At 45.6% G+C, this 21586-nt stretch carries 17 protein-coding genes and 1 tRNA gene; 14 read left to right on the top strand and 4 right to left on the bottom strand.

Annotated features, from left to right (window positions below; genetic code table 11):
* Positions 1–70: 70 nt before the first annotated feature.
* From DOM22_RS09845 to guaA, 5 genes are all read left to right on the top strand, one after another.
* The gene (locus DOM22_RS09845) at positions 71–2278 is read left to right on the top strand and encodes a cation:proton antiporter (protein WP_142700187.1); all 2208 of its coding nucleotides are present in this window, start codon (positions 71–73) and stop codon (positions 2276–2278) included.
* A gap of 74 nt (positions 2279–2352) precedes the next feature.
* Positions 2353–3501 carry a formylglycine-generating enzyme family protein gene (locus DOM22_RS09850; protein ID WP_210415724.1) on the top strand — a complete coding sequence of 383 codons (1149 nt, stop codon included), beginning with the start codon at positions 2353–2355 and terminating at the stop codon, positions 3499–3501.
* A 30-nt stretch (positions 3502–3531) separates the two neighbouring features.
* Complete coding sequence (locus DOM22_RS09855) at positions 3532–4050, top strand: gamma carbonic anhydrase family protein (RefSeq protein ID WP_142700188.1); 519 nt, start codon at positions 3532–3534, stop codon at positions 4048–4050.
* Positions 4051–4124: 74 nt separating this feature from the next.
* Complete coding sequence (gene guaB, locus DOM22_RS09860) at positions 4125–5588, top strand: IMP dehydrogenase (RefSeq protein WP_142700189.1); 1464 nt, start codon at positions 4125–4127, stop codon at positions 5586–5588.
* 5 nt (positions 5589–5593) lie between these two features.
* A complete protein-coding gene (guaA, locus tag DOM22_RS09865; protein WP_142700190.1) occupies positions 5594–7117 on the top strand; it encodes a glutamine-hydrolyzing GMP synthase in 1524 nt (507 codons plus the stop codon).
* Positions 7118–7124: 7 nt separating this feature from the next.
* Here the strand turns inward: guaA and DOM22_RS09870 are convergent, their stop codons facing one another.
* Complete coding sequence (locus DOM22_RS09870; RefSeq protein ID WP_371716816.1) at positions 7125–7499, bottom strand: cupin domain-containing protein; 375 nt, start codon at positions 7497–7499, stop codon at positions 7125–7127.
* A gap of 73 nt (positions 7500–7572) precedes the next feature.
* Positions 7573–8085 (bottom strand): hypothetical protein, encoded by a 513-nt coding sequence (locus DOM22_RS09875; RefSeq protein ID WP_142700192.1) that lies wholly within the window; start codon positions 8083–8085, stop codon positions 7573–7575.
* 163 nt (positions 8086–8248) lie between these two features.
* On the opposite strand from DOM22_RS09875, the gene DOM22_RS09880 reads away from it, so the two are divergent.
* The 8 genes from DOM22_RS09880 (at position 8249) to asnS (ending at position 20223) form a co-directional block, all read left to right on the top strand.
* A complete protein-coding gene (locus DOM22_RS09880) occupies positions 8249–8995 on the top strand; it encodes a DUF5602 domain-containing protein (RefSeq protein ID WP_168196621.1) in 747 nt (248 codons plus the stop codon).
* A gap of 26 nt (positions 8996–9021) precedes the next feature.
* On the top strand, positions 9022–9963 hold the full coding sequence (locus DOM22_RS09885) for a hypothetical protein (RefSeq protein WP_142700193.1): 942 nt from the start codon (positions 9022–9024) through the stop codon (positions 9961–9963).
* Between the two features lie 66 nt (positions 9964–10029).
* Complete coding sequence (locus tag DOM22_RS09890) at positions 10030–11286, top strand: MFS transporter (RefSeq protein ID WP_142700194.1); 1257 nt, start codon at positions 10030–10032, stop codon at positions 11284–11286.
* Positions 11287–11322: 36 nt separating this feature from the next.
* Positions 11323–14859 (top strand): DNA polymerase III subunit alpha, encoded by a 3537-nt coding sequence (gene dnaE / locus DOM22_RS09895; RefSeq protein WP_142700195.1) that lies wholly within the window; start codon positions 11323–11325, stop codon positions 14857–14859.
* A 6-nt stretch (positions 14860–14865) separates the two neighbouring features.
* Positions 14866–16032, top strand: coding sequence for a hypothetical protein (locus DOM22_RS09900; protein WP_142700196.1), 1167 nt, complete (start codon positions 14866–14868; stop codon positions 16030–16032).
* Between the two features lie 11 nt (positions 16033–16043).
* Positions 16044–16970 carry a hypothetical protein gene (locus DOM22_RS09905; protein WP_246845929.1) on the top strand — a complete coding sequence of 309 codons (927 nt, stop codon included), beginning with the start codon at positions 16044–16046 and terminating at the stop codon, positions 16968–16970.
* Between the two features lie 38 nt (positions 16971–17008).
* Entirely contained in the window at positions 17009–18772 is a 1764-nt protein-coding gene (locus DOM22_RS09910; RefSeq protein ID WP_246845930.1) for a substrate-binding domain-containing protein, read from the top strand.
* Between the two features lie 59 nt (positions 18773–18831).
* Positions 18832–20223, top strand: coding sequence for an asparagine--tRNA ligase (asnS, locus tag DOM22_RS09915; RefSeq protein WP_142700197.1), 1392 nt, complete (start codon positions 18832–18834; stop codon positions 20221–20223).
* Between the two features lie 36 nt (positions 20224–20259).
* On the opposite strand, the gene DOM22_RS09920 is transcribed toward asnS, so the two are convergent.
* Positions 20260–20841, bottom strand: a complete 582-nt coding sequence (locus DOM22_RS09920; RefSeq protein WP_142700198.1) for a TMEM175 family protein — start codon at positions 20839–20841, stop codon at positions 20260–20262.
* Between the two features lie 138 nt (positions 20842–20979).
* Here DOM22_RS09920 and DOM22_RS09925 point away from each other — a divergent pair.
* Positions 20980–21055 (top strand) — tRNA-Val (locus DOM22_RS09925).
* 46 nt (positions 21056–21101) lie between these two features.
* Here DOM22_RS09925 and DOM22_RS09930 read toward each other — a convergent pair.
* The gene (locus DOM22_RS09930; protein ID WP_142700199.1) at positions 21102–21461 is read right to left on the bottom strand and encodes a hypothetical protein; all 360 of its coding nucleotides are present in this window, start codon (positions 21459–21461) and stop codon (positions 21102–21104) included.
* Between the last annotated feature and the right edge of the window lie 125 nt (positions 21462–21586).

Here is a 21586-nt window from a genome sequence, read left to right on the forward strand (position 1 = left end):
TTAAATTAACATTTGAAAAATTGCTGTACTGCAAATTGTTTTAAGGCTCTGTTGTTGAAACAATAGGGCCATGATTCATCTACCACCATTAATTTACGATCTTGGGATAATTCTGGTAGTGGGCGCTTTGGTGACCCTGCTGTTTAAAAAGCTCCGCCAACCATTGGTGTTGGGCTACCTCGTTGCGGGTTTCCTGGTCAGTCAGCATTTTCCCTATCTTCCAACTATTCAAGATAAAGCTAATATCAGCACATGGGCCGAGATCGGTGTGATCTTCCTGTTGTTCGGTTTGGGTTTGGAGTTCAGCTTTAAGAAACTGGTGAAGGTTGGTGGCTCTGCCGGATTCACTGCGGTGTTTGAAGTAATCTTCATGGTGGGCCTGGGCTATCTGGTGGGACGGTTGATCGGGTGGAATTCCATCGACAGTCTTTTTATGGGTGGTGTGCTTTCGATTTCTTCGACAACCATTATCGTACGAGCCTTCCAGGAATTGAATATGAAGGGCCAGCGCTTTGTGGAGTTGGTCTTTGGTATCCTGATCGTGGAGGACATTGTAGCTGTTTTGCTTTTGGTCTTGTTGCCGTCACTGGCGATGAGCGAAGGCTTAAACATGGGTTCACTGATGACGGTGACCCTGCGTATGGTTTTCTTTATTTTGCTGTGGTTCGTGGTGGGAATTTTTCTTTTGCCCGTTTTCTTGCGCAAAATTCGTACGCTGCTTGAAGAGGAAACGACTTTGATCGTTTCTATCGCATTGTGTTTTATGATGGTGGCAATTTCATCTTTGGCGGGATTCTCGCCGGCGTTGGGTGCTTTCGTGATGGGTTCGCTTTTGGCGGAAACTCCGGAAGGTCATCACATTGAAAAACTGATCAATCCGGTAAAAAATCTTTTTGCAGCGGTGTTCTTTGTTTCTGTGGGCACGATGATTGATCCGCAGATCATTATGGATAAGCCCGCATTGATTCTACTTCTGACGCTGGTCACGATCTTTGGTAAATTCCTAAGCACTTATCTGGGGGCGTTGCTTACGGGTCAAAGTCGAAAAACTTCGATGCAGTCGGGGATGAGTCTTGCGCAAATCGGAGAGTTCTCTTTTATCATCGCAGCTCTCGGTACGACGTTAAAGGTGACGAGTGACTTTATTTATCCTTTGGCAGTAGCGGTTTCTGCGGTCACGACCTTTACGACACCTTATTTGATCAAAGCATCTCCGTGGTTCACGGAAGCCATGGATCGAATCTTGCCAGATCGTCTTAAAAAGGCCATGGATAACTATAAATTATCTTTTGAACGTCAAGGCTCCCGCAATGTGGGCTCTTTGCTTGCCGAAGCTTACGGGATGAAGATCATTTTAAATTCCGTGGTGATCGTTGCTTTAACTTTTGGATTTAAAAAATTTGCGGCTCAGTTTTTACAAAAAATTTTGCCGAACTTTGAGCATGTGAATGGTGTGAGCTTAATGCTCTGTATGATCCTCTCGGCACCTTTTTTCTGGGGCTTGGTTAAAGGACGTCCTTCAAAGAAAATGGCCCAAGATCTGGATGTGATGGCAAGACTTCGTCGTCTGATTCCAGGGATCACCTTTGTGCGTGTGCTATTGGCAATCGTGTTGTTGGCAGGTTTGGTGGCGCAGTTTATTTCTTTAAGATTTGCCTCCGGGGCCTTGATCGGAGCAGTTTTGGTGATGGGTGTGCTGTCGTACCGTTACGGTGAAAAAGTGTACAAACTTTTTGAGGGAGAGTTTTTATCAAACCTTTCTGAAAAAGAGCGCGAAGAAATTTCCAAGCGTGACGAGATCACTCATTTGGCCTTGCCCTGGGATGCGTCTATCAGCGTTCTGGAAGTGGCAGTGGATTCCACCTGGGCAGGTCGCACTTTGCGTGATTTGAAATTTAAAGAAAATTACAGTGTCACAATCGCCTCTGTGGTTCGGGGAACTCGTCGTTTTTTTGCGCCCTCCGGAGATTTTGTCCTGTGGCCTTTTGACAAAATTGTCTGCTTTGGAAGCGAAGCTGAACTTCAGGATCTAAATCAAAAAGTAGAGCAAGAGCGAATTCAGAAATGGCAGGAAGCGGAAACGCCGAAATACCGAATGGGCTCCTTTGTTGTTCAAGACGAAGCGACGTATTTGGGTAAGACCATTCGCGAGAGTGGTATTCGTGAAGCGAAGAAAATCCTGGTCGTTTGTGTGGAGCGGGGCAAAGAGAGAATCCTGGGACCCTCTGCTGGCACGGTTTTGCAGGCGGGTGATCTAGTCTGGTTTGTGTCGGAATAAAATTTGACGAGTCCCCTTGCTAGGGCGAAAATTATAAAAGTATCTTCAAAAGTTTTGTTTGAAAGGCTTCGGTCATGCTTACAAAGTTTTCTCGCAAGATTCTTTTATTTGCTGCCATTATTATTGGCTTGGGATTTTTCGTAGGTGGCTCCACCGCCATTTCTCAACTTCATTCTCCTTTCACTCAAGGTGACATAGCTGGCTTGCCAGAGTCAGATTTTTCTGACGATGTGGCTGCGGCGATGAAACCTTCGAATCCCAACTTTGGTCAAAGTATGGTTTGGATTCCCGGTGGTGAATTTTGGATGGGCAGTAATAATCCCAGTGTGATCGATGCCCAACCTGAACATCGCGTTCATATCGACGGCTTTTGGATGGATCAATATCTTGTCACCAATCGTGACTTCATGGATTTCGTTGATGAAACTGGATATGTGACGGTTGCGGAAAGACGACTGGATCCAAAAGACTATCCTGATTTACCGGCAGAGTTGTTAGCTCCAGGTGCCATTATTTTTAGTCCTCGTATCGAGAGAACCGATTTGGGAATTTCTGGCTCCGTTTATTGGCGCTGGCAACCCGGCGCCAACTGGCGTCATCCGGAAGGGCCTGGCAGCGATTTGCGCGGACGAGAGTTGATGCCCGTGATTCATGTGTCCTATGCAGATGCAGAGGCTTATGCGAATTTCAGAGGAAAACGTCTGCCTACGGAAGCCGAGTGGGAGTACGCCGCTCGTGGTGGGCTGGATCGCATGCCATTTAGTTGGGGAAAAGATTTTCGTCCTTCTGGAAAGTTTATGGCCAATACCTGGCAGGGAAATTTTCCTTACTTTGATTCCGCCGAAGATGGTTTTAAAGGACTTTCTCCCGTGGGAAGTTTTCCTCCGAATGGATATGGTCTTTATGATATGACCGGAAATGTCTGGCAGTGGGTTTCTGATTGGTATCGCGCCGATTATTTCAAACACCAAGCAGACAAAGTGACGGTAAATCCGCAAGGACCAAAAAGTTCAGAAAAAGGTCCGGATCCATCTTATAAAAAAAGAGTTCAAAAAGGCGGTTCGTATCTTTGCACGGATTCCTATTGTTCTAATTTAGATCCTGGAGCCCGTCGCCGTGGTGATGTTTGGAGTGGATCTCCTCAAGTGGGTTTTCGTCTGGTCACCTCCGAGCCCGCGAACGCTTCATTTACGTTTAAGCAAAAATTTTCCCAATACCGTTGACCCTGTGCTAGGATTGCTTACGAGGTTTTTATGAGCAATCCATTTGTCAAAGCACGGGGTAAATCTCCTATCGTTGCAGAAAAAGTTTTTATTGCCGACAACGCACGCCTCATTGGTGATGTCGAAGTCGGTGAAGGCTCTTCCATTTGGTACAATGTTACGATCCGCGGCGATGTCATGCCTATCAAGCTGGGTAAGGAAGTGAACGTTCAAGACGGTAGTGTCGTTCATGGAACATATGGAAAGTATGGAACAACTTTGCATGACCGAGTCACTGTTGGGCATTTAGTTATGTTGCATGGCTGCGAAGTCGGTCGCGCAACGCTTGTGGGAATGGGTTCTATTTTGATGGATGGCGTAAAAATCGGTGAACACTGTTTAATTGGAGCGGGGTCGCTTTTGACGGAAGGCACTGAAATCCCTCCGCGCAGCCTGGTTGTGGGGCGCCCGGCTAAGGTTAAGCGCGCTCTGACAGACGAAGAGGTCGCTTTGCTGGAGAAATCAGCAGACAATTATCTCCTGTATAAAACGTGGTACAACGAGGTCTAGTCTTAACAAACTCCTGAAGGTCTTCTTGTTGAACTCTGTATTGATTCAACAGAGAATACTTGCAGGAGTTTTTTATGGAACGTGAAATACCTTTAGCGCTGACTTTCGACGATATCTTACTTCTTCCTCAATTCTCAGAAATTATTCCCACTGATGTAGTCCCAAGATCTTTCTTTGCTCGGGATAAATTTTTAAACACGCCCATTGTTTCTGCTGCCATGGATACGGTCACTGAAAACCGCACCGCACGGGTGATGGCTCAATTCGGTGGTCTTGGGATCATTCATAAAAACTTCTCTATCGAGAAACAAGCTCTTGAAGTTGAAAAAGTAAAAAAATATGAAAGCGGAATGATTATGGATCCCATCACATTGGGACCGGATCAGCTGCTGCAAGAAGCTTTGGATCTGATGGAAAAGTTTTCTATCAGTGGCGTGCCTATTACTGTCGATGGTTTGTTAGTGGGAATATTAACAAATCGTGATTTGCGTTTTGAAGAAAATTTCAATCAACCGATTCGCAACTTGATGACTCAGGAAAAACTGGTTACCGCGAAAATGGGCACGACGCTGGAGGAAGCGAAAAAGATTTTGCAAAAGCATCGTATCGAAAAACTTCCGGTTGTGGATGCTAAAGGTAAACTTAAAGGTTTAATCACCATCAAAGACATCGAAAAAGCGAAAAACTATCCGCAAGCCACCAAAGACAATCATGGCCGTTTGTTCGTGGGTGCTGCGATCGGTGTCGGAACTGATTCCGCAGAGCGCGCCGAAGCTCTGGTGGCAGCAGGTGTTGACGTTTTGTGTGTGGATACAGCACATGGTCATTCCAAAAATGTTTTGGATATGGTGAAGCATGTTTCTAAAAAATTTAAAGACGTGATCATAATCGCAGGTAACGTCGTTACCGCTGATGGCACGAAAGCTTTGATCGACGCGGGTGCTGATGTTGTTAAAGTCGGCGTAGGCCCGGGCAGTATTTGTACAACTCGTGTCGTGGCGGGTGTCGGTATGCCGCAAATTTCTGCGGTGATGGATTGTGCGCGTGTAGCGAAAGCTGCGGGTAAAACAATTATCGCCGATGGCGGTATTAAATTCTCTGGTGACATCACGAAAGCTTTGGCTTTGGGTGCAAACACCGTGATGATCGGGAACTTACTTGCCGGTGCGGAAGAATCCCCGGGTGAAACGATTTTGTTCCAGGGTCGTAGTTATAAAGTTTATCGTGGCATGGGTTCCATCGGAGCGATGGCTCGCGGTTCGAAAGACCGTTATGGCCAGATGGATATCGAAGATAATGAAAAGCTGGTACCAGAAGGTATTGAAGGTAAGGTTGCTTACAAAGGACCTGCTTCAGGAATCATTCATCAACTGGTGGGCGGCTTGAAATCTGGCATGGGATATTTGGGCGCAGGTAACATTGATGAACTTCAAAAACGTGCGAAGTTTGTTCAAATCAGTGCGGCCGGTTTGCGTGAATCTCATGTGCACGATGTTAGCATCACCAAAGAAGCTCCGAACTACAGAATTGAAAGTTAATTAATATGCTACGTGGATTTATCATTTTGGATTTCGGTTCGCAGTTCACTCAGCTGATTGCGCGCCGTTTGCGTGAAATGGGATATTATTCGGAGATTCATTCTTACCAATATCCCACAGAAGAAATCATTAAAAAGAAACCTTACGGAATCATTCTGAGTGGCGGTCCGAATTCGGTTTACGAGACAGGATCTCCGCAAAGAAATATCCAGGAACTTCGTAACATAAGTCCTTTGTTTTGCGTTTGTTATGGAATGCAGTTGTTGACTCATTCCTTGGGTGGCAAGGTTACAAAAGCTCAGCATCGTGAGTACGGTCTTAATTATGTAACATGGACTGAAGTCGTAAAAGGCGTTCCGCAAAAACAGAAAGTGTGGATGAGTCACGGTGACGTCGTCGAAGCCGTGCCTGAAGGTTTTAAAGTTGTCGCGACATCTGATGGCGATCACCCTGCAGCGATGCGTGGTGATAATGTCCTGGCGGTGCAATTCCATCCTGAGGTGGCTCACACCGAACATGGCCTGGATCTGTTGAAACATTTTACGGCGGACATGTGTAAAGCCCCTGCTGATTGGGATGCTCCTCATATCAAAGATCACTTGATGGATGATATTCGTAAAAAGGTCGCTCCGGAAGATCACGTTTTGGTTGGATTAAGTGGCGGAGTTGATTCCACGGTGGTCGCAACGTTATTAACGAAAGCACTGGGCGCGGAACGTGTTCACTGCGTTTTTGTCGATAATGGTTTGCTTCGTAAAAATGAATACGAAAATGTTTTGCAAAGCTATCAAGGCTTGGGTTTGAACGTTCGCGGAGTTGATGCCTCCAAAGAATTCATGGAAGCGCTAGCTGGTAAAACAGATCCTGAAGATAAGCGCAAAGCCATTGGCCGAGTGTTTATCGAGATTTTTGATAAGAGTTATGACAAGGCTCTTCCGATCAAATGGCTTGCGCAAGGGACCTTGTATCCGGATGTGATTGAAAGTGTTTCTTCTATTGGTGGCAGTGTCACCATCAAGTCTCACCACAATGTGGGTGGCTTGCCGGAAAAAATGAAATTGAAACTGTTGGAGCCTGTGCGTGAACTTTTCAAAGATGAAGTTCGCGCGATGGGTGCTCAGCTGGGATTGTCGAAAGAGCTATTGTGGCGTCATCCTTTTCCGGGCCCGGGTCTCGCAATTCGTGTCCTGGGTGAAGTGACTCCGGAAAAGTTGCGCATCTTGAAAGATGCTGACGATATTTATATTTCACAACTGCGCAAGCACGGTCTGTATGATAAAATATGGCAGGCCTTCTGTGTGCTTTTGCCAGTGAAAACAGTGGGCGTGCAAGGTGATTCCAGAACCTATGATCACGTTCTGGCTTTACGTGCGGTGACTTCTAGTGACGGCATGACGGCGGATTGGTATCCGTTTGAATTCGCCTTTCTGCGCGAAGTTTCCAACCTTATTACCAATAAGGTAAAAGGTGTGAATCGCGTGGTCTATGACGTCACCAGCAAGCCTCCCGGCACGATCGAGTGGGAGTAGTTTCTATTTAATGCTGGTGGGTGTGTCCTTGTTTGGCATAATCCACCATGCCTTGAAAGTCGATCAGAACCACGGGTTCATCGCCAACGACCCAAGCATCATGTCCCGGAGGAATAAGTGAAACTTCGCCGGGGCCACATTCGATCTCTTTTCCGTCATCCATTTTAATTCTTAAAGTTCCCGCCACATGATACTGAAAGTGCGGAGCTTGGCAGCTGTCAGTATGTGCAATCGGTTTGACAGATTCAGACCATTTCCAGCCGGGTTGTAATGTCGCGCGACCCACAATAGCGCCGTCAAAATCCAGCAGCTCCAGGCGTCCTAGTGGAAATTCGCGAACTTCTTTGGTTTCGGAAAAATCCAGGGCGGTCAGTGCGCCCATGACGTTTGAGTTCTTATTGTGTTGTTGTTCAGAAGAGATATTGTTTTGCAGAGCCATCTTGGCCTCCTTTAATTTATGGAAGTCCGCATTCTAATTTAAATTTTTCCCAGTTTCCGATTTGCTTGGCGTCGGTATGAATGGTGTTGGTGATGCGTCCACCGCCTCCCACTGCTGTGACATAGTTACCACTGATGGTTTGTAAGGCATAAATCCCGCCGCCAATAGAGATGGTTTTAAACTTTTCCCACGCTTGTAATTGGGTGGCATCCGAATGGATGACGTCGGTGATGCGGCCGCCGCCACTGACTGCTGTCAGATAGTAACCTTTGACAGTTTTTAAGCCGTAATTAATATAGGAATCACCATCGCAGGAATCTTCAAAGACGAATGTTTCCCAGGATCCAATTTTTTTAGCGTCCGTATGAATCACATCCGTAATTCTGCCTCCGCCGCCCACTGCGGTCACATAGTGACCATTGTATGTTTTAATTGCACATTTAATAGGTCCATTGCAAGCCAGAGAAATACTGGCGAAGGATTGCACGATCAGCAGAGAGAATCCTCCTAGTATCAGAGTCTTTTTCATAGGCACTCCTTTTGAGTGATGTCGTTGTGACTTTAGCAAACTCTCAAGAAATCGATCGCGCAAGGCCGGGATGTTGCAATGCAATTTGAATTTCAGCATAACCGTATTGGTTCAGAAAAATCCCAGGAGTAGAATTTAAAAAGTCTTCTGCCTTGGAGGCTTCATGAAGTCATTTTTCGTAGCGATATTTCTTTTTTCTTTCGCGGCTCATTCTGAAAGTGTGATCTTAGGGCCAACACAAAACATAGGAGAAGGTCAGGCTTCAAGTTTTGTAAAAATGGATGAGACCAAAGTGATTACATCTTTGGGATTGGTGTTTTCCGGAAAAAGTCTGCAAGGACTGCCCGACAGTAAAGGTCATGATTACGAATACAATCTAGATTTGCCAGAGGGTGTTTCAGCGCCTCCCTTTGATCACTTCACCATGAATTGGAATCCTCACGGTCATGTGCCTGACGAAATTTACGGTGTTCCTCATTTTGATTTTCACTTCTATTTTATAACCAAACATGAACAGCACATGATTCCGTGTGATGGGACAGACGATGCGACATGTATGAAGCAACCGCCTGCTGAATACATTCCTCCCTTTTATATTTCAGGACCGGGTGGCGTGCCGATGATGGGATGGCACTGGGTTGATTTTCGCTCGCCCGAATTTCATGGTCAGCCTTTTACTACGACATATATTTACGGATTCTATAATGGAGAAATGATTTTTCTAGAGCCGATGATCGCTCGTTCTTTCCTGCAAACTAAACCGCAGTTCACCAAAGAAGTGCCGCTACCTAAGAGCGTGGCAAAGCCCGGAAATTACCCGGCCAACTATTCACTGATGTATGATTCGGTTCAGGACTTATATTGGTTGTCTTTGGAGAAGTTGACGGAACTTAAGAACAGTCCTTTATGATTTGAAAATTAGAAACTGGAGGTTTCATGAATCGCTTCAAGTGGATTTTGCTGGCTATAGCTTCAACAGCTGTCGTGGCTGTGGCTGCTGAACATGTTTTTTTTCAAACGGCGGGTACATCCGCTTTTGGCTATGTGAAAGATCTCAACAATCTTCGCCAGGTTAAAAAGGTCTTACAAAATTATGAATTGTTGGTGATGTATGGTCCGTCAGATTCGCAAAGTCTGTATCTGGTCGACAGCAAATTGACCACGCAATATTCTTTGGATGTTGATGGCATCACCGGAAAACTGAAAATGGAAGTCCGTACGGGAGACAATTTGCAAATTCCTCTTTGGAATAAAGCCGAAGACGCGACCTCCATCGATTACGATCACGAATTTGGTCTGGTAACGACCGGACTTTCCCAATGTTGTGGGGCCACTACTGGATATCGTGCCTATGATGTGAAGTCGGGATATTTAATTCTGTCATTCAATTCTTTTTCGAGTGGCAATGGCGCCGTTCAACATCCCTTCGTGCTTGATGTGCCAAATTCACAGCTGCCACAACGATATATCGGTGTTGTCAGTGGCGACAGCACCCGGGATCAGGATTTCGTAACACCGGCGCCGGGGATGGTGAAAACGGCATTGGTAAAAATGGGAATTGTCGGCAAGTTTTATCAACGTCTGCAGTTGGATATGAAGGTCGCTGAAGGTTACGCACCAAGTATCATGTCAGTCACGATGGAAAAGAATTCCAATGTTCCGGACAGTGGTAAAATTGAAATCAATAATGATGTAGCGACACTTTGGAATATCGATGGTGGTTCAGATCCGAGTGCCATTCAGGGCGTTCAGATTAAGATTGTCGTTAATGGTGGTGACGGAGATAAGACCGTGATTATTCCAGTTATGAAGGATCGTCTGAATCTTGACCAAGCGACAGTCCCTGAAGGGGTGAGCCTTAAAGCACAAGCATTGTAAAATCATTGCGCTTTCAGAAGGGGTCTCAAGTCTTGCGAACTGTTGGGAGTTACACTATTATGTCTCATGCTTATTAATGTGACTCCTCTTCGCAAGTATCGTGATTTCCGTCTTTTATTTTTTGGACAAATGGTTTCTCTCTTAGGAAGTATGGTGACCTATGTTGCTATTCCTTATGAGGTCTATGAACTGACCAAGGATAACTGGTTGGTAGGGATGTTGGGGCTTGTGCAACTTCTTCCGGTTTTGATTTTCGGTATTTTGGGTGGCACCTATGCAGATCGCATGGATCGCCGTAAGCTTCTTTTGACTTCCGAAATTATCATGACCTTGATTATTTTAGCGCAGGCTTTGAATGCCTGTCGGGAAAATCCTTCCGTTCCTTTGATCTTTGTATTGGTGGCGATTTTTCAATCAGTTTTGGGTTTCCATCGCCCCGCTATGGAAGCGACGACTCAAAAAATCGTCGCTCCAGAAGACTATCCAGCGATTGGCGCCTTGGGGAGCTTTCGTTGGGCTACGGGCGCGATCGTCGGCCCCGCTTTAGGTGGCGTGCTGATTGCAAAATTTGGTGTGAAGGGCGCTTACTTCTTTGACGTGATAAGTTTTGCCGCAGCCTTTATCGCATTGTGGATGATGAGTCGTATGCCAGCTCCCGAAAAAAGAGATGTTTCTCCCTTGGAAGACGCGAAGGCAGGGCTTAAGTATGCGCTGTCTAAACCTGAGCTTGTCGGAACTTACGTGATCGATATCGTCGCGATGGTTTTCGCATTCCCCGTCGCACTATTTCCTGCGATGTCCGAAAATTGGGGAGGCGCGACGGCTGCTGGAGCCTTATTTTCGGCAATGGCCGTGGGTTCTTTGATTATGACTTTGTTCAGTGGTTGGACCGGAAAAATTCAACATCATGGACGAGCGGTGGTAATTGCTGCCACTTTGTGGGCTGTGTTCATTGTCGGTGTGGGATTTGCGCAAAACCTTTGGGTCGCGGTTTTATTTTTAGGTTTGGCGGGTGCCGCTGATATGATGAGTGGTTTGTTCCGTGGAATTATTTGGAACCAAACTGTGCCCAATGATTTGCGCGGACGCTTGTCAGGGATTGAAATGATCTCTTACATGTCGGGTCCACTCCTTGGAAATGCCCGCGCCGGATGGGTTGCTGCGAAATATTCCGTGCCGGTAAGTATTGCCAGTGGTGGTTTAATTTGTGCAGTTATGGTTGTTCTGACGGGGTTTATGCTCCCCCAGTTTTGGCGCTATAAGAGTCAAGGCAAAGATGAGCAAAAACTTATCCCTGCAGAGGGGTTAACGCAAGGCTCCTAATTTGAATAAAGGGGCTAGCTAAGATAAGAATTTAACATGTCTTTTGTTCATTTACATGTCCATTCTGAGTACTCTCTTTTAGAAGCTGCTTGCCGGGTCAAAGCGATCGCAAAAAAAGCAGCTGCCATGAATATGCCTGCTGCCGCATTGACGGATAACGGGAACATGTTTGGCGCTGTTGAATTTTACTTTGCTTGTAAAGACAACAACGTCAAACCACTGTTGGGATTGGACGCCTATCTTGCTCCAGGATCACGTTTAGAGAAAAAACAAGATCGTGATCAAGTGGCTCAAGGACCTCGTCGTCTGGTGTTCTTGGCTCAAAATACCAAGGGCTATCAAAATCTTTGTAAGCTTTCGACAATTGGTTACCAAGAAGGTTTCTACTGGAAGCCTCGTATCGATTATGAAGTGATCAAAGAATATAATTCTGATTTGATCTGTTTGACGGGTGGACTTCGTGGTGAAGTCGCGGAAGCCTTCATGAAAGAAGGTGCGGACGCAGCTTTGGCGAAAATCCGTCAACTAAAAGAAATCTTTGACGATCGTCTGTATTTGGAAATGTGCCGTACCGGTGTTCCAGAGTGGGATCAAATCAATCCATTCTTGCTAGAGGCTTCAAAAATCACTGGTGTCCCTGTGGTGGCCAGCAATGATGTTCACTATATGACCCAAGACGATCAGATCGCCCAAGAGGTTTTGATCTGTATCGGTACCAATAAAACTTTGAGTGATGAGAGCCGTTTCCGTTTGGGAACGGATGAATTCTATTTTAAAAAACCAGAGCAAATGGTTGAGTTGTTCTCTGATATTCCAGAGGCTATCAGCAATACTTTGCAAATCGCAGAACGTTGCGATGTGAAATTCAAACTTAAGGATGATGCGGGAAAGCCGATTTATCACTTACCAACATTCCCGACAGAAGATGGCGTGACTTTGAAAGAAGATATTGCCCGCCGCTCTAAAGAAGGTTTGTTGCTGCGTTTTGAAGAAGCTGCGGAACGGGGTGAACCTGTACCAGAGGAAAAAAAGCCCGAGTACTACGCGCGCTTGGATTATGAGCTTGGTATTATCGACCGCATGGGATTCAATGGTTACTTCTTGATCGTCCAAGACTTTATCGGTTGGGCGAAAGATAATGACATCCCGGTAGGTCCCGGTCGTGGTTCCGGTGCTGGTTCCCTAGTTGCCTATGTTTTAAAAATTACGGATTTGGATCCACTTCCAAATTTCCTTCTGTTCGAGCGTTTCTTGAATCCCGAACGTATTTCCATGCCCGACTTCGATATCGACTTCTGTCAGGATCGTCGTCAGGAAGTCATCCGTTACGTGACTCAGAAGTACGGACAGGCTTCAGTTTCTCAAATCATCACTTACGGTAAACTTCAAACTCGTGCAGCCCTGAAAGACGTGGGCCGTGTCTTGGGAATGCTTTTCGCGGAAGTGGATCAAGTAACAAAATTGATTCCAGATAAATTGGGTATCAGTCTGAAAGAGTCATTGGAGATGGAGCCTCGTCTGACTGAGATGATGGAGATGAATCCCACGGTAGCGACTTTGATCGACCTTGCCCAACGTGTGGAAGGTATGGTCCGAAACGCGGGTATCCATGCTGCCGGTGTTATCATTGGTGATGGTCAGTTGGTGAAGCATGCGCCTTTATATAAGGGCGCCGATGGCGAGCAAGTCGTTCAATACGATATGAAGCATGCCGAGAAAATCGGATTGATTAAATTCGACTTCTTGGGGCTAAAGACCCTAACTCATATCAACATGGCGTTGAAACTTATCAAAAAGAATCGTGGTAAGACGATCACGTCACGCATGATTCCGATGACTGATACGGCCACTTTTGAAATGATGTCACGTGGTGATACAGCCGGGGTGTTCCAGTTCGAGGGTGAGGGTATCACCGATGCCACTCGTAAAATCCGTCCGTCATCATTTGCTGATATCACTGCGATCACGTCGTTGTACCGTCCGGGTCCGATGGCGAACATTCCTGACTTTACCGATCGTAAACACGGAAAAGCTCCTGTTGAATACTTGCTTGAAGATACCAAAGAGGTTTTGTCAGAGACCTACGGTATCATGGTTTACCAAGAGCAAGTTATGGGTATTGCCTCGAGAATTGCCGGCTACTCTCTGGGTGAAGCCGACATGCTTCGTCGTGCGATGGGTAAGAAAATCAAAGAAGAAATGGATCAGCACCGCGAACGTTTTATGAAGGGTGCGATCGAAAGAGGCCACAACAAAGAACGTTCTTCAGATCTTTTCGATTTGATGTATAAGTTTGCGGACTACGGATTCAATAAATCCCATGCTGCTGCTTATTCTGTTGTTACGTTACAGACGGCCTGGTTGAAGTGCCATTATCCAGTTGAATTCTTTGCAGCACTTCTATCGACCGAGTTATCTGATACAGAAAAAATCGTAAAATACTCCAAGGATGCTGCCAAGCGCGGTATCACGGTGAAATCACCTCACGTGAATTTCTCGGAATACTTCTTTGGTGCCCACGGTGACGAAGTTTACTTCGGTCTGGGTGGTATCAAAGGTGTGGGCCAAAATGCGGTGGAAGCGATTGTCGAAGCTCGAGAAAACATGCCAGACAAAAAGTTCAACTCCCTGGATGAATTTTTTAATGCTATCGATCTTCGCCGTGTGAATAAAAAAGTAATTGAATGTTTGATTAAGGCTGGTGCCTTTGAAGGTTTCGGCGCGCATCGTGCTCAATTAATGGCGGGATATCAGAAATTCCTGGATCGCGCTCAAGGTTTGCAAAAAGACCGCGAGTTGGGACAGTCCTCCCTTTTCGATTTGGGTCCTTCGACGGAAACGATCGTAAAATTGGAAGACGTTAAACCATGGAGTCGTACGGCCTCTTTGGCTTATGAAAAAGAAGTTTTGGGCTTCTATCTAAGTGATCACCCTTTGAAAGGGTTTGATACTTTGTCAGAGATATTTACGTCTTGTAAAATCATCGATTTGCCAGCGCAGATGCCCGCACAAGGCTCTCCGGAATGGGAGGCTATGCAGGCAGCCAAAAAAGATTGGAAGAACCGCGATGCCGCAAAAAAACGTGTGGTGGTTGCCGGACTTATTACCGAGCTTCGCGAGCTTATCACTAAAAAAGGCACGCGTATGGCCTTCGGTAAGGTCGAAGATTTAACCGGAGCGGTGGAGTTGGTGATCTTCCCTGATGCGTTTGCAAAAAATGGCGAGATGCTAAAGGACGAGCGTCCGATGTTGATCGGTGGCGGTCTTGAAGTCGAGGAAGGCAATGCTAAAATCATGGTGGATTCAGTTTCTCCGTTGGAGGATATCCTGAAGAAAACCAAGCGCATGGTCTTTAGGCTGGATCGCATTCCCCACGAGGATTATGGGCGTTTAAAATCATTGATGACAGAGAATCCAGGTCCAACGGCAGTCAGTCTAGAAATTGATATACCCGACGTCAGTCGCCGTGTGATGATGGATATAGGCGAGGGATCCGGCGTCAATGTCAGCAATGAATTCTTTGAAGGGGTGCATTCCCTTTTTGGACGAACGGATTTTATTGAATTGAGGTAAGAACAAATGCGTTTTGCAGCTTTGATTGGTTTCTTCTTGATGTTTACTTCTTCGGTTTTTGCGCAACAGGCAGATTTGCTTGAGCGTAACTTTTCTGGCACTTCCAAACAAACGACGCCTCAGGCGGCGAAAGCGGATATTCAAAACCAAGCCGCTCAGAAAATTTCTGAAGAGGTTATTCGCGATTTGATTGGTGAAGATCGTTACAACAAAAACAAAGCCTTGATCGCCAATAAAGTGATCAAGCTTTCCGGTCGTTACATTCCTTTTGTTAAACCTTCCGCGATCACTCAAGAGGGTGAAGAATTCAAAATGACGGTGAACATGAAAGTGTCGATGCCGGATTTGAAACAGCTACTTCAAGTAAATTCCCTTTTGAATGAAAACGACACAGTCCCTGTGGTTTTGCCGGTGATCAGTTTCGTTGATAAGGTGGAAGGTCGTAATTACCGATGGTGGCAAAATTCTTCTGATAAAAGCCAGGTGTTTTTGATCAAGCAAGGTCGCACCTTGGAAGAAGCTTTGCGCGGTTCATTTCAGAAAAATAATTTCTTCGTGATCAAACCAGTTGAAGCGGGATTGGGTACGAACATTCCGGCAAGCTTTCAAAATGAAAGAGTCGCTGGCGAAGATGCTCAATTCTTTGCGCAATACTTCAACGCACCTGTATTGATTGACGGCCAGGTTTTGATGAATAAAGCGGATAAAGGTGGCGGCTATCGCGTGGAAGTGCGTATGACGGCTATTCAGGTCAGCAATTCGCGCCCGATCGCCGATGTTTCGCGCCGGTATGATATTCAAGGCTCCTTTGAAGGTGCTGTGGATAAAAAAATCCGCGAAGTGGCGGAAGCGGTCACGAATGACCTGGCTTCGCAAGTTTTCGAAGCATGGCAAAGAGGTTCCGTGGGAACTTCCGTCATTCGCGTCACTGTAACCGGTAAACACACATTGCCTTCGATGGAGGCTTTAAAAGAGCGCATTCGCTCTCAACTAACTCAGGTAAAAAATATTCGCGAGCGTTTGGTAAGTTCTGATTCTGTAAGTTTTGAAGTCGATACGGCGGCTTCCTCGAATGAACTTGCCACTAAATTGGAAGCTTTGGACGTCAACGGCAAGAAGCTGGTGAAAGTATCTGAAGATCGCGAAGAAATCGTTCTAAGACTGGCACAATAAGGAGGCCTTTCGTGAGATTGTTTTTGGCTTTGGCAGTTGTGATGTCCATGGTGGGATGTATGACTGTGGACCGAGCAGGTGGTCCTCGTCGCGAAGTGCGCGATGAAAATCAGGTCACCTTGAAAGACGAATCCTCGCCAAGAAAACGCCTGATGGTTTTGCCATTCTTGGATGTTTCCGACAAAAGACCGCAAAGTTTCAGAGATCGTGCGCGCTCCGCTTTCATCACGGATCTTAATCGCTCCGGAGATTTAATTGCTTTGGATAGTCGTGAATTGAGTTTGGATCTGTCAAAGATGATGGATCCTGCCGGCGGTTATAAAATGACGGAAGTTGCAAAAGCTGCAAGTGCTTTGGGTGTCAGTGCCGTTTTAGAGGGGCGTATTTTAGATATTCGCGTACAAAGAAAATCAGACAATGTGGGTGTGGTTCGACAGTTGACGACAGGATTTGAAGTCGTTGCACAAGTGCGTGTCGTCACTGCTCGTGGTGGAAAAGAGATTTTCAACACAGTGAAAACTGTTACTTTGAAAGAGCAGGGGATCCGCGTTGCTGAGCGTGTGGAAACTGACAAGTTTTTGCAAAATAATCCTGAGATGATTGAAGTGATTGTGAAAGATGCGTTCTTGGACTTCTCTCCGCAAGTGTTAGCGGCTCTTGATAAGATCTCTTGGGAAGGCCGTATTGCTGCCATTCAGGGAGATCGTATCTACCTTAACGTTGGAAAAATTTCCGGTTTGCAAATGGGAGATCTTCTGAAAGTAATGGAAGATGGTGATGATATTTACGACCCAGAAAGTGGGACGCATATTGGACGCGCTCCAGGTCGTTTAAAAGGCACGCTGGAATTGATTTCTTACTTCGGCACAGATGGCTCAATTGCAATCATTCACAGTGGTTCAGGCTTCAAAGAAAACGATCGCGTGGAACTCTATTAGTCTTTGAACAACAAAATAATTAGGGCTATTATCAAAGTGTGAAATCATCATTCGCGCTTTGTCTTACTATTCTCGTTTCGTCTTTATTTTCCTCGGTCACTTACGCCAAAGACTGGAAGGTTGCCGTTCTTTATTGGAGTATGAAGATCGAAGGCCAAGTTGCTATGCGCAAAGGTCTTGAAGAGCAGGTGCAACTTTTCAATAAAGAAAATAAAGGCAAAAACTCTATCGTCCTGGTTCCATTTGTTGCCGGAGAAGGCCGTAAGGGAATTGAAAATCAAGCCGCGCAAATGCAGCAGGCTTTGAAGGATAAACCTGATCTTATCGTGATCCAACCGACGGATAACTCGACACTCGCTTCTTCACTGCAAGAGGCGAATGCATTGAAAATTCCTGTGATCGCCTATGACCAATACATCGTGAATGGGGAGCTGACAGCTTTCATTACGAGTGCGAATTATAAAGCGGGACAAGATAACGGCGAATTCATCACAGCCCAGTTTAAGTCAGGTCAACAAATCCGTATCGCTGTGTTTGAGTATCCGGCGGTGTCTTCGACGACGGAGCGTGTGGACGGTTTCTTTGACTCCCTTCGTGCACAAAATGCAAAATTCAAAGTAGTGGGTGTCTACCAGGCGGTGGATCCTGAATCTGGCAAAAAGGCTGTTAAGAAATTCCTAAAAGACTTTCCTGATAAAAACAGCGTCGATGTTGTTTTCACTGTGAACGATGGCGGTGGTCTTGAAATCGTTAAAGAACTGAATGCCAAGAAGCGCACCGAAATCAAACATGTGACTTTCGATGGCGATCCTGAATCTGTTGAAAATATTCGTGCGGGTCGCCTGACAGTTATTGATTCCGCGCAGTTCTGTGGAGAATTGGGTCGTGAGACAGCAAGGACCACGATAAAAGTTCTAACAGGCAAATCCGTTGAACGTAAAATCCGTGTGCCCACTTTTCCAATCACGAAAAAGACATTAAGTGAATATCCAGGTTGGATGGGGGTGCCGAAGCCTGAATTGAGCAAAAAAGCTGACCGTCCTCGCGCGGGCCTCGTTCCTCATGAAGAGCTCGATCGCAATCAAAAACGTATCATTCGAATCGGTACAACGCCACTTTGTCCATATATCTGTGAAAAAAGCCCCGGTGTGTGGACTGGTTACTTGTTTGAGATTCTGGGGGAAGTTTCCAGGGACCTTGGCGTGGAATTACGCCTTGAGAACGTGGCAACGAACCGCTTAAAGCAAGGTTTGGAGTCGCGAAAGCTAGATTATATCATCGCTCCAGAGTACGTGGTGCGCTATATGGATGACATCTTGGTGGTGGGGCCTCAGTTGGGTGTGAACTATACCGGTGCCTTGCTGCAAAAAGATAAAAAAGCTCCCCATATCATCGATAGTAAGTCCTTGGAAAACCAGCGCATCTTGTATTCTGATTTTGGCTTGCAGGACGGGCGTATTGAGGCGGAATTCACGGGTCATAAGATCAATAAGCTTTCAGGTTCTGATGTTGTGGAGCGCATGTTCCGCATCGTGGCGCAAAAGCGAATGGATGTGGCATTGGGGGATTACAACGTTCTTCGCTACTATCAGGTTCGTGATAAAGGCCAATTTACCCTGTATCCGACTTCCATCACTGGATTTAGTTTCCTGGTGCTGGTGGGGCTTAAGAAAAACCCTCAAGTACAATTATTGGGCGATGGATTGACGGATTGGTTCAATCAGGCTCGGAAAAGTTCTCACCTTCAGGAAGTCCTGGGTCGCTATAATCTGACCGACTGGAACATCCTGACTCGCGATTAAAATATTGATTTTACAGCCTAAATTGCATAATCATAGAAGGTCAGTTGAAAGGGCCTTCTATGCAAACAACTCTGGTTAAGTCGCTTTTTAGAGAAACAGAAAAATTCTTGGACAAAGAAATCCATATGTCGGGTTGGGTTCGTAAGATTCGTGACCAAAAGAATTTCGGTTTTATCGAGTTGAATGATGGCTCTTTCTTTAAAGGCGTTCAGGTTGTTTTTGACGAGAAGCTTGCAAACTTTGAAGAGTTGGCAAAACTTTCTATTGCAAGCTCCATCATGGTGACTGGTAAAGTTGTGAAGTCTCAAGGTGCGGGACAAACTTTTGAAGTTTTGGCTTCCAAAGTCGAAGTGATTCAAAAAGCCTCTGCTGAATATCCTCTACAAAATAAACGTCACAGCTTTGAGTATCTGCGCGAGATAGCTCACTTGCGTCCACGTGGTAACACGTTCTCTGCAGTCTTCCGTGTACGTTCGGTGCTGGCTTACGCCATTCATAAGTTCTTCCAAGAGCAAAATTTTGTTTACGTGAATACGCCCATCATCACCGGATCTGATGCTGAGGGTGCAGGCGAAATGTTCCGTGTAACAACTTTGAAGTTGGAAAATCCTCCTAAAACTGCTGACGGTAAAATCGATGCTACCAAAGATTTCTTTGGTAAAGAAACGAACCTGACCGTTTCTGGTCAATTGAACGGTGAAACATTCTGTGCAGCTTTCCGTAATATTTATACTTTCGGTCCTACCTTCCGTGCCGAGAACTCAAATACGTCTCGTCATGCGGCGGAGTTCTGGATGATTGAGCCTGAGATCGCATTTGCTGATTTGACAGCAAATATGGAATTGGCTGAGGACATGATTAAATATGTGATCCGCTACGTGATGGAGCAATGCCCAGAGGAAATGGAGTTCTTCAGTCAGTTTATCGAAAAAGGTTTGTTCGATAAATTGAACAACGTTTTGAATAACAAATTTGCCCGTGTCACTTATACGGAGGCTATTGATATTCTTCAAAAATGTGGGAAAAAATTTGAATACCCAGTTGAGTGGGGTATCGACATGCAATCTGAACACGAAAGATTCTTGGCCGAAGAACATTTCAAACGCCCGGTGTTCGTGACGGATTATCCGAAAGACATCAAAGCGTTTTATATGAAGTTGAATGCCGATGGAAAAACGGTCCGTGCGATGGATTTGCTAGCGCCTGGTATCGGTGAAATCATCGGCGGTTCTCAGCGTGAAGACAGTCTTGAGATCTTGGAAAGTCGTATGACAGGTCATGGATTGAAATTGGAAGATTATTCTTTCTATACAGATCTTCGTAAGTACGGCAGCTTCCCGCATGCGGGTTATGGCTTGGGCTTTGAGCGTATGTTGATGTACGTGACAGGTATGACGAATATCCGTGACGTGATTCCATTCCCACGCACTCCGAACAACGCACTTTTCTAGAGTGCAAAAAAAAGGCTGCTTGATAAGTAGCCTTTTTTATTTCTGTTTTGTCGGGTTTTTTTCGATTCTTGTGTCTGGTATCACCCACATCGCCGCGACAATCACATACATCGCGCAAGCAAGCCACACATTCACAAAAGCCAAACCCATTCCTGCAAGATACAAAACAGGGGAGATCTTGCCTTTTATATCCTTGCCAATGACCTGCCGCAGATGCTCGTTTTTATGGGCTCCACAGGTCAGAGCTTGGACTAAAAGATAATAGGCAATCGCTGATGCCAATAAGACCAATCCATACATGAATACGGGCCACGCTCCGAAATGATTTTCACCCATCCAGGCCGTTGTTACCGGAATCAGTGATAGCCAGAACAACAGGTGAAGATTGGCCCACATGGATCGGCCATCGATTTCCTCAATAGAATGCATAAGATGGTGATGATTATTCCAGTAAATCCCTACGTATATAAAACTCAGGACGTAAGAGAAAAGGACTGGCCACAAAGGCAATAGATCTTCCAGGTGATCTCCATGGGGAACTTTTAGCTCCAGGACCATGATGGTGATAATAATCGCTAATACGCCGTCACTGAACGCTTCCAATCGTCCTTTTTTCACTTCTAAGCCTTTGTTTCGTTGGTGGTGATGGATTGACGATAAAGATCTTTAGACAAATCTTCAACTGCGGCGGTTCTGCGTTGTGCCATTTCTTGCGGATGTCAGAACCACCGTATAGATTTAACGTTCCAATTATGTGCGGATATAGCGTAGTTGGTAGCGCGCTTCCTTGACATGGAAGAGGTCACTGGTTCAAGTCCAGTTATTCGCACCAATTTTTCTTATCTTATTTTTTAAATTTAAAATAATTACTTCTTACCCTAAGCGTTTCTACGTCCGAACGCGATGAAACCGCAGATGGCAGCGACGATAAGCCAGTAAGCGATTGAAGCGTAGTCAACAGTCCCCGAAAATACCGAAAGCGTACAGAACATCAGCATTTCAAAAACGATGATCAAGGCCGAAATGGAGATGAGAGATGTATAGCGTTTTAAATATCCCGGAACCACTAACCCGATTGCGCAAAGAAGTTCAATGATCGCAAGGGCAATCCAAATTCCGTAAGGAATCATCGCTAGTGAGGGGTTGGTTTCTTCTGCAGTTTTCGTAAATTTCCAGGCCGCACCCAGACCTGTATGCAATGCCATCAACACCTGTAAAACCCACAAAAGAATATTCATGCTGTTGTCTCCTAAGTAAAAGCGTAAACCATGCTTATAAAATGACAAGAAGAAATGCGGATACCGAATTGTCATGTGACGGCAGCATTCGACATTGATTTTTTCATTCAATGGAATTCCAATTT

Source organism: Bdellovibrio sp. ZAP7, assembly GCF_006874645.1.
Lineage (GTDB): Bacteria > Bdellovibrionota > Bdellovibrionia > Bdellovibrionales > Bdellovibrionaceae > Bdellovibrio.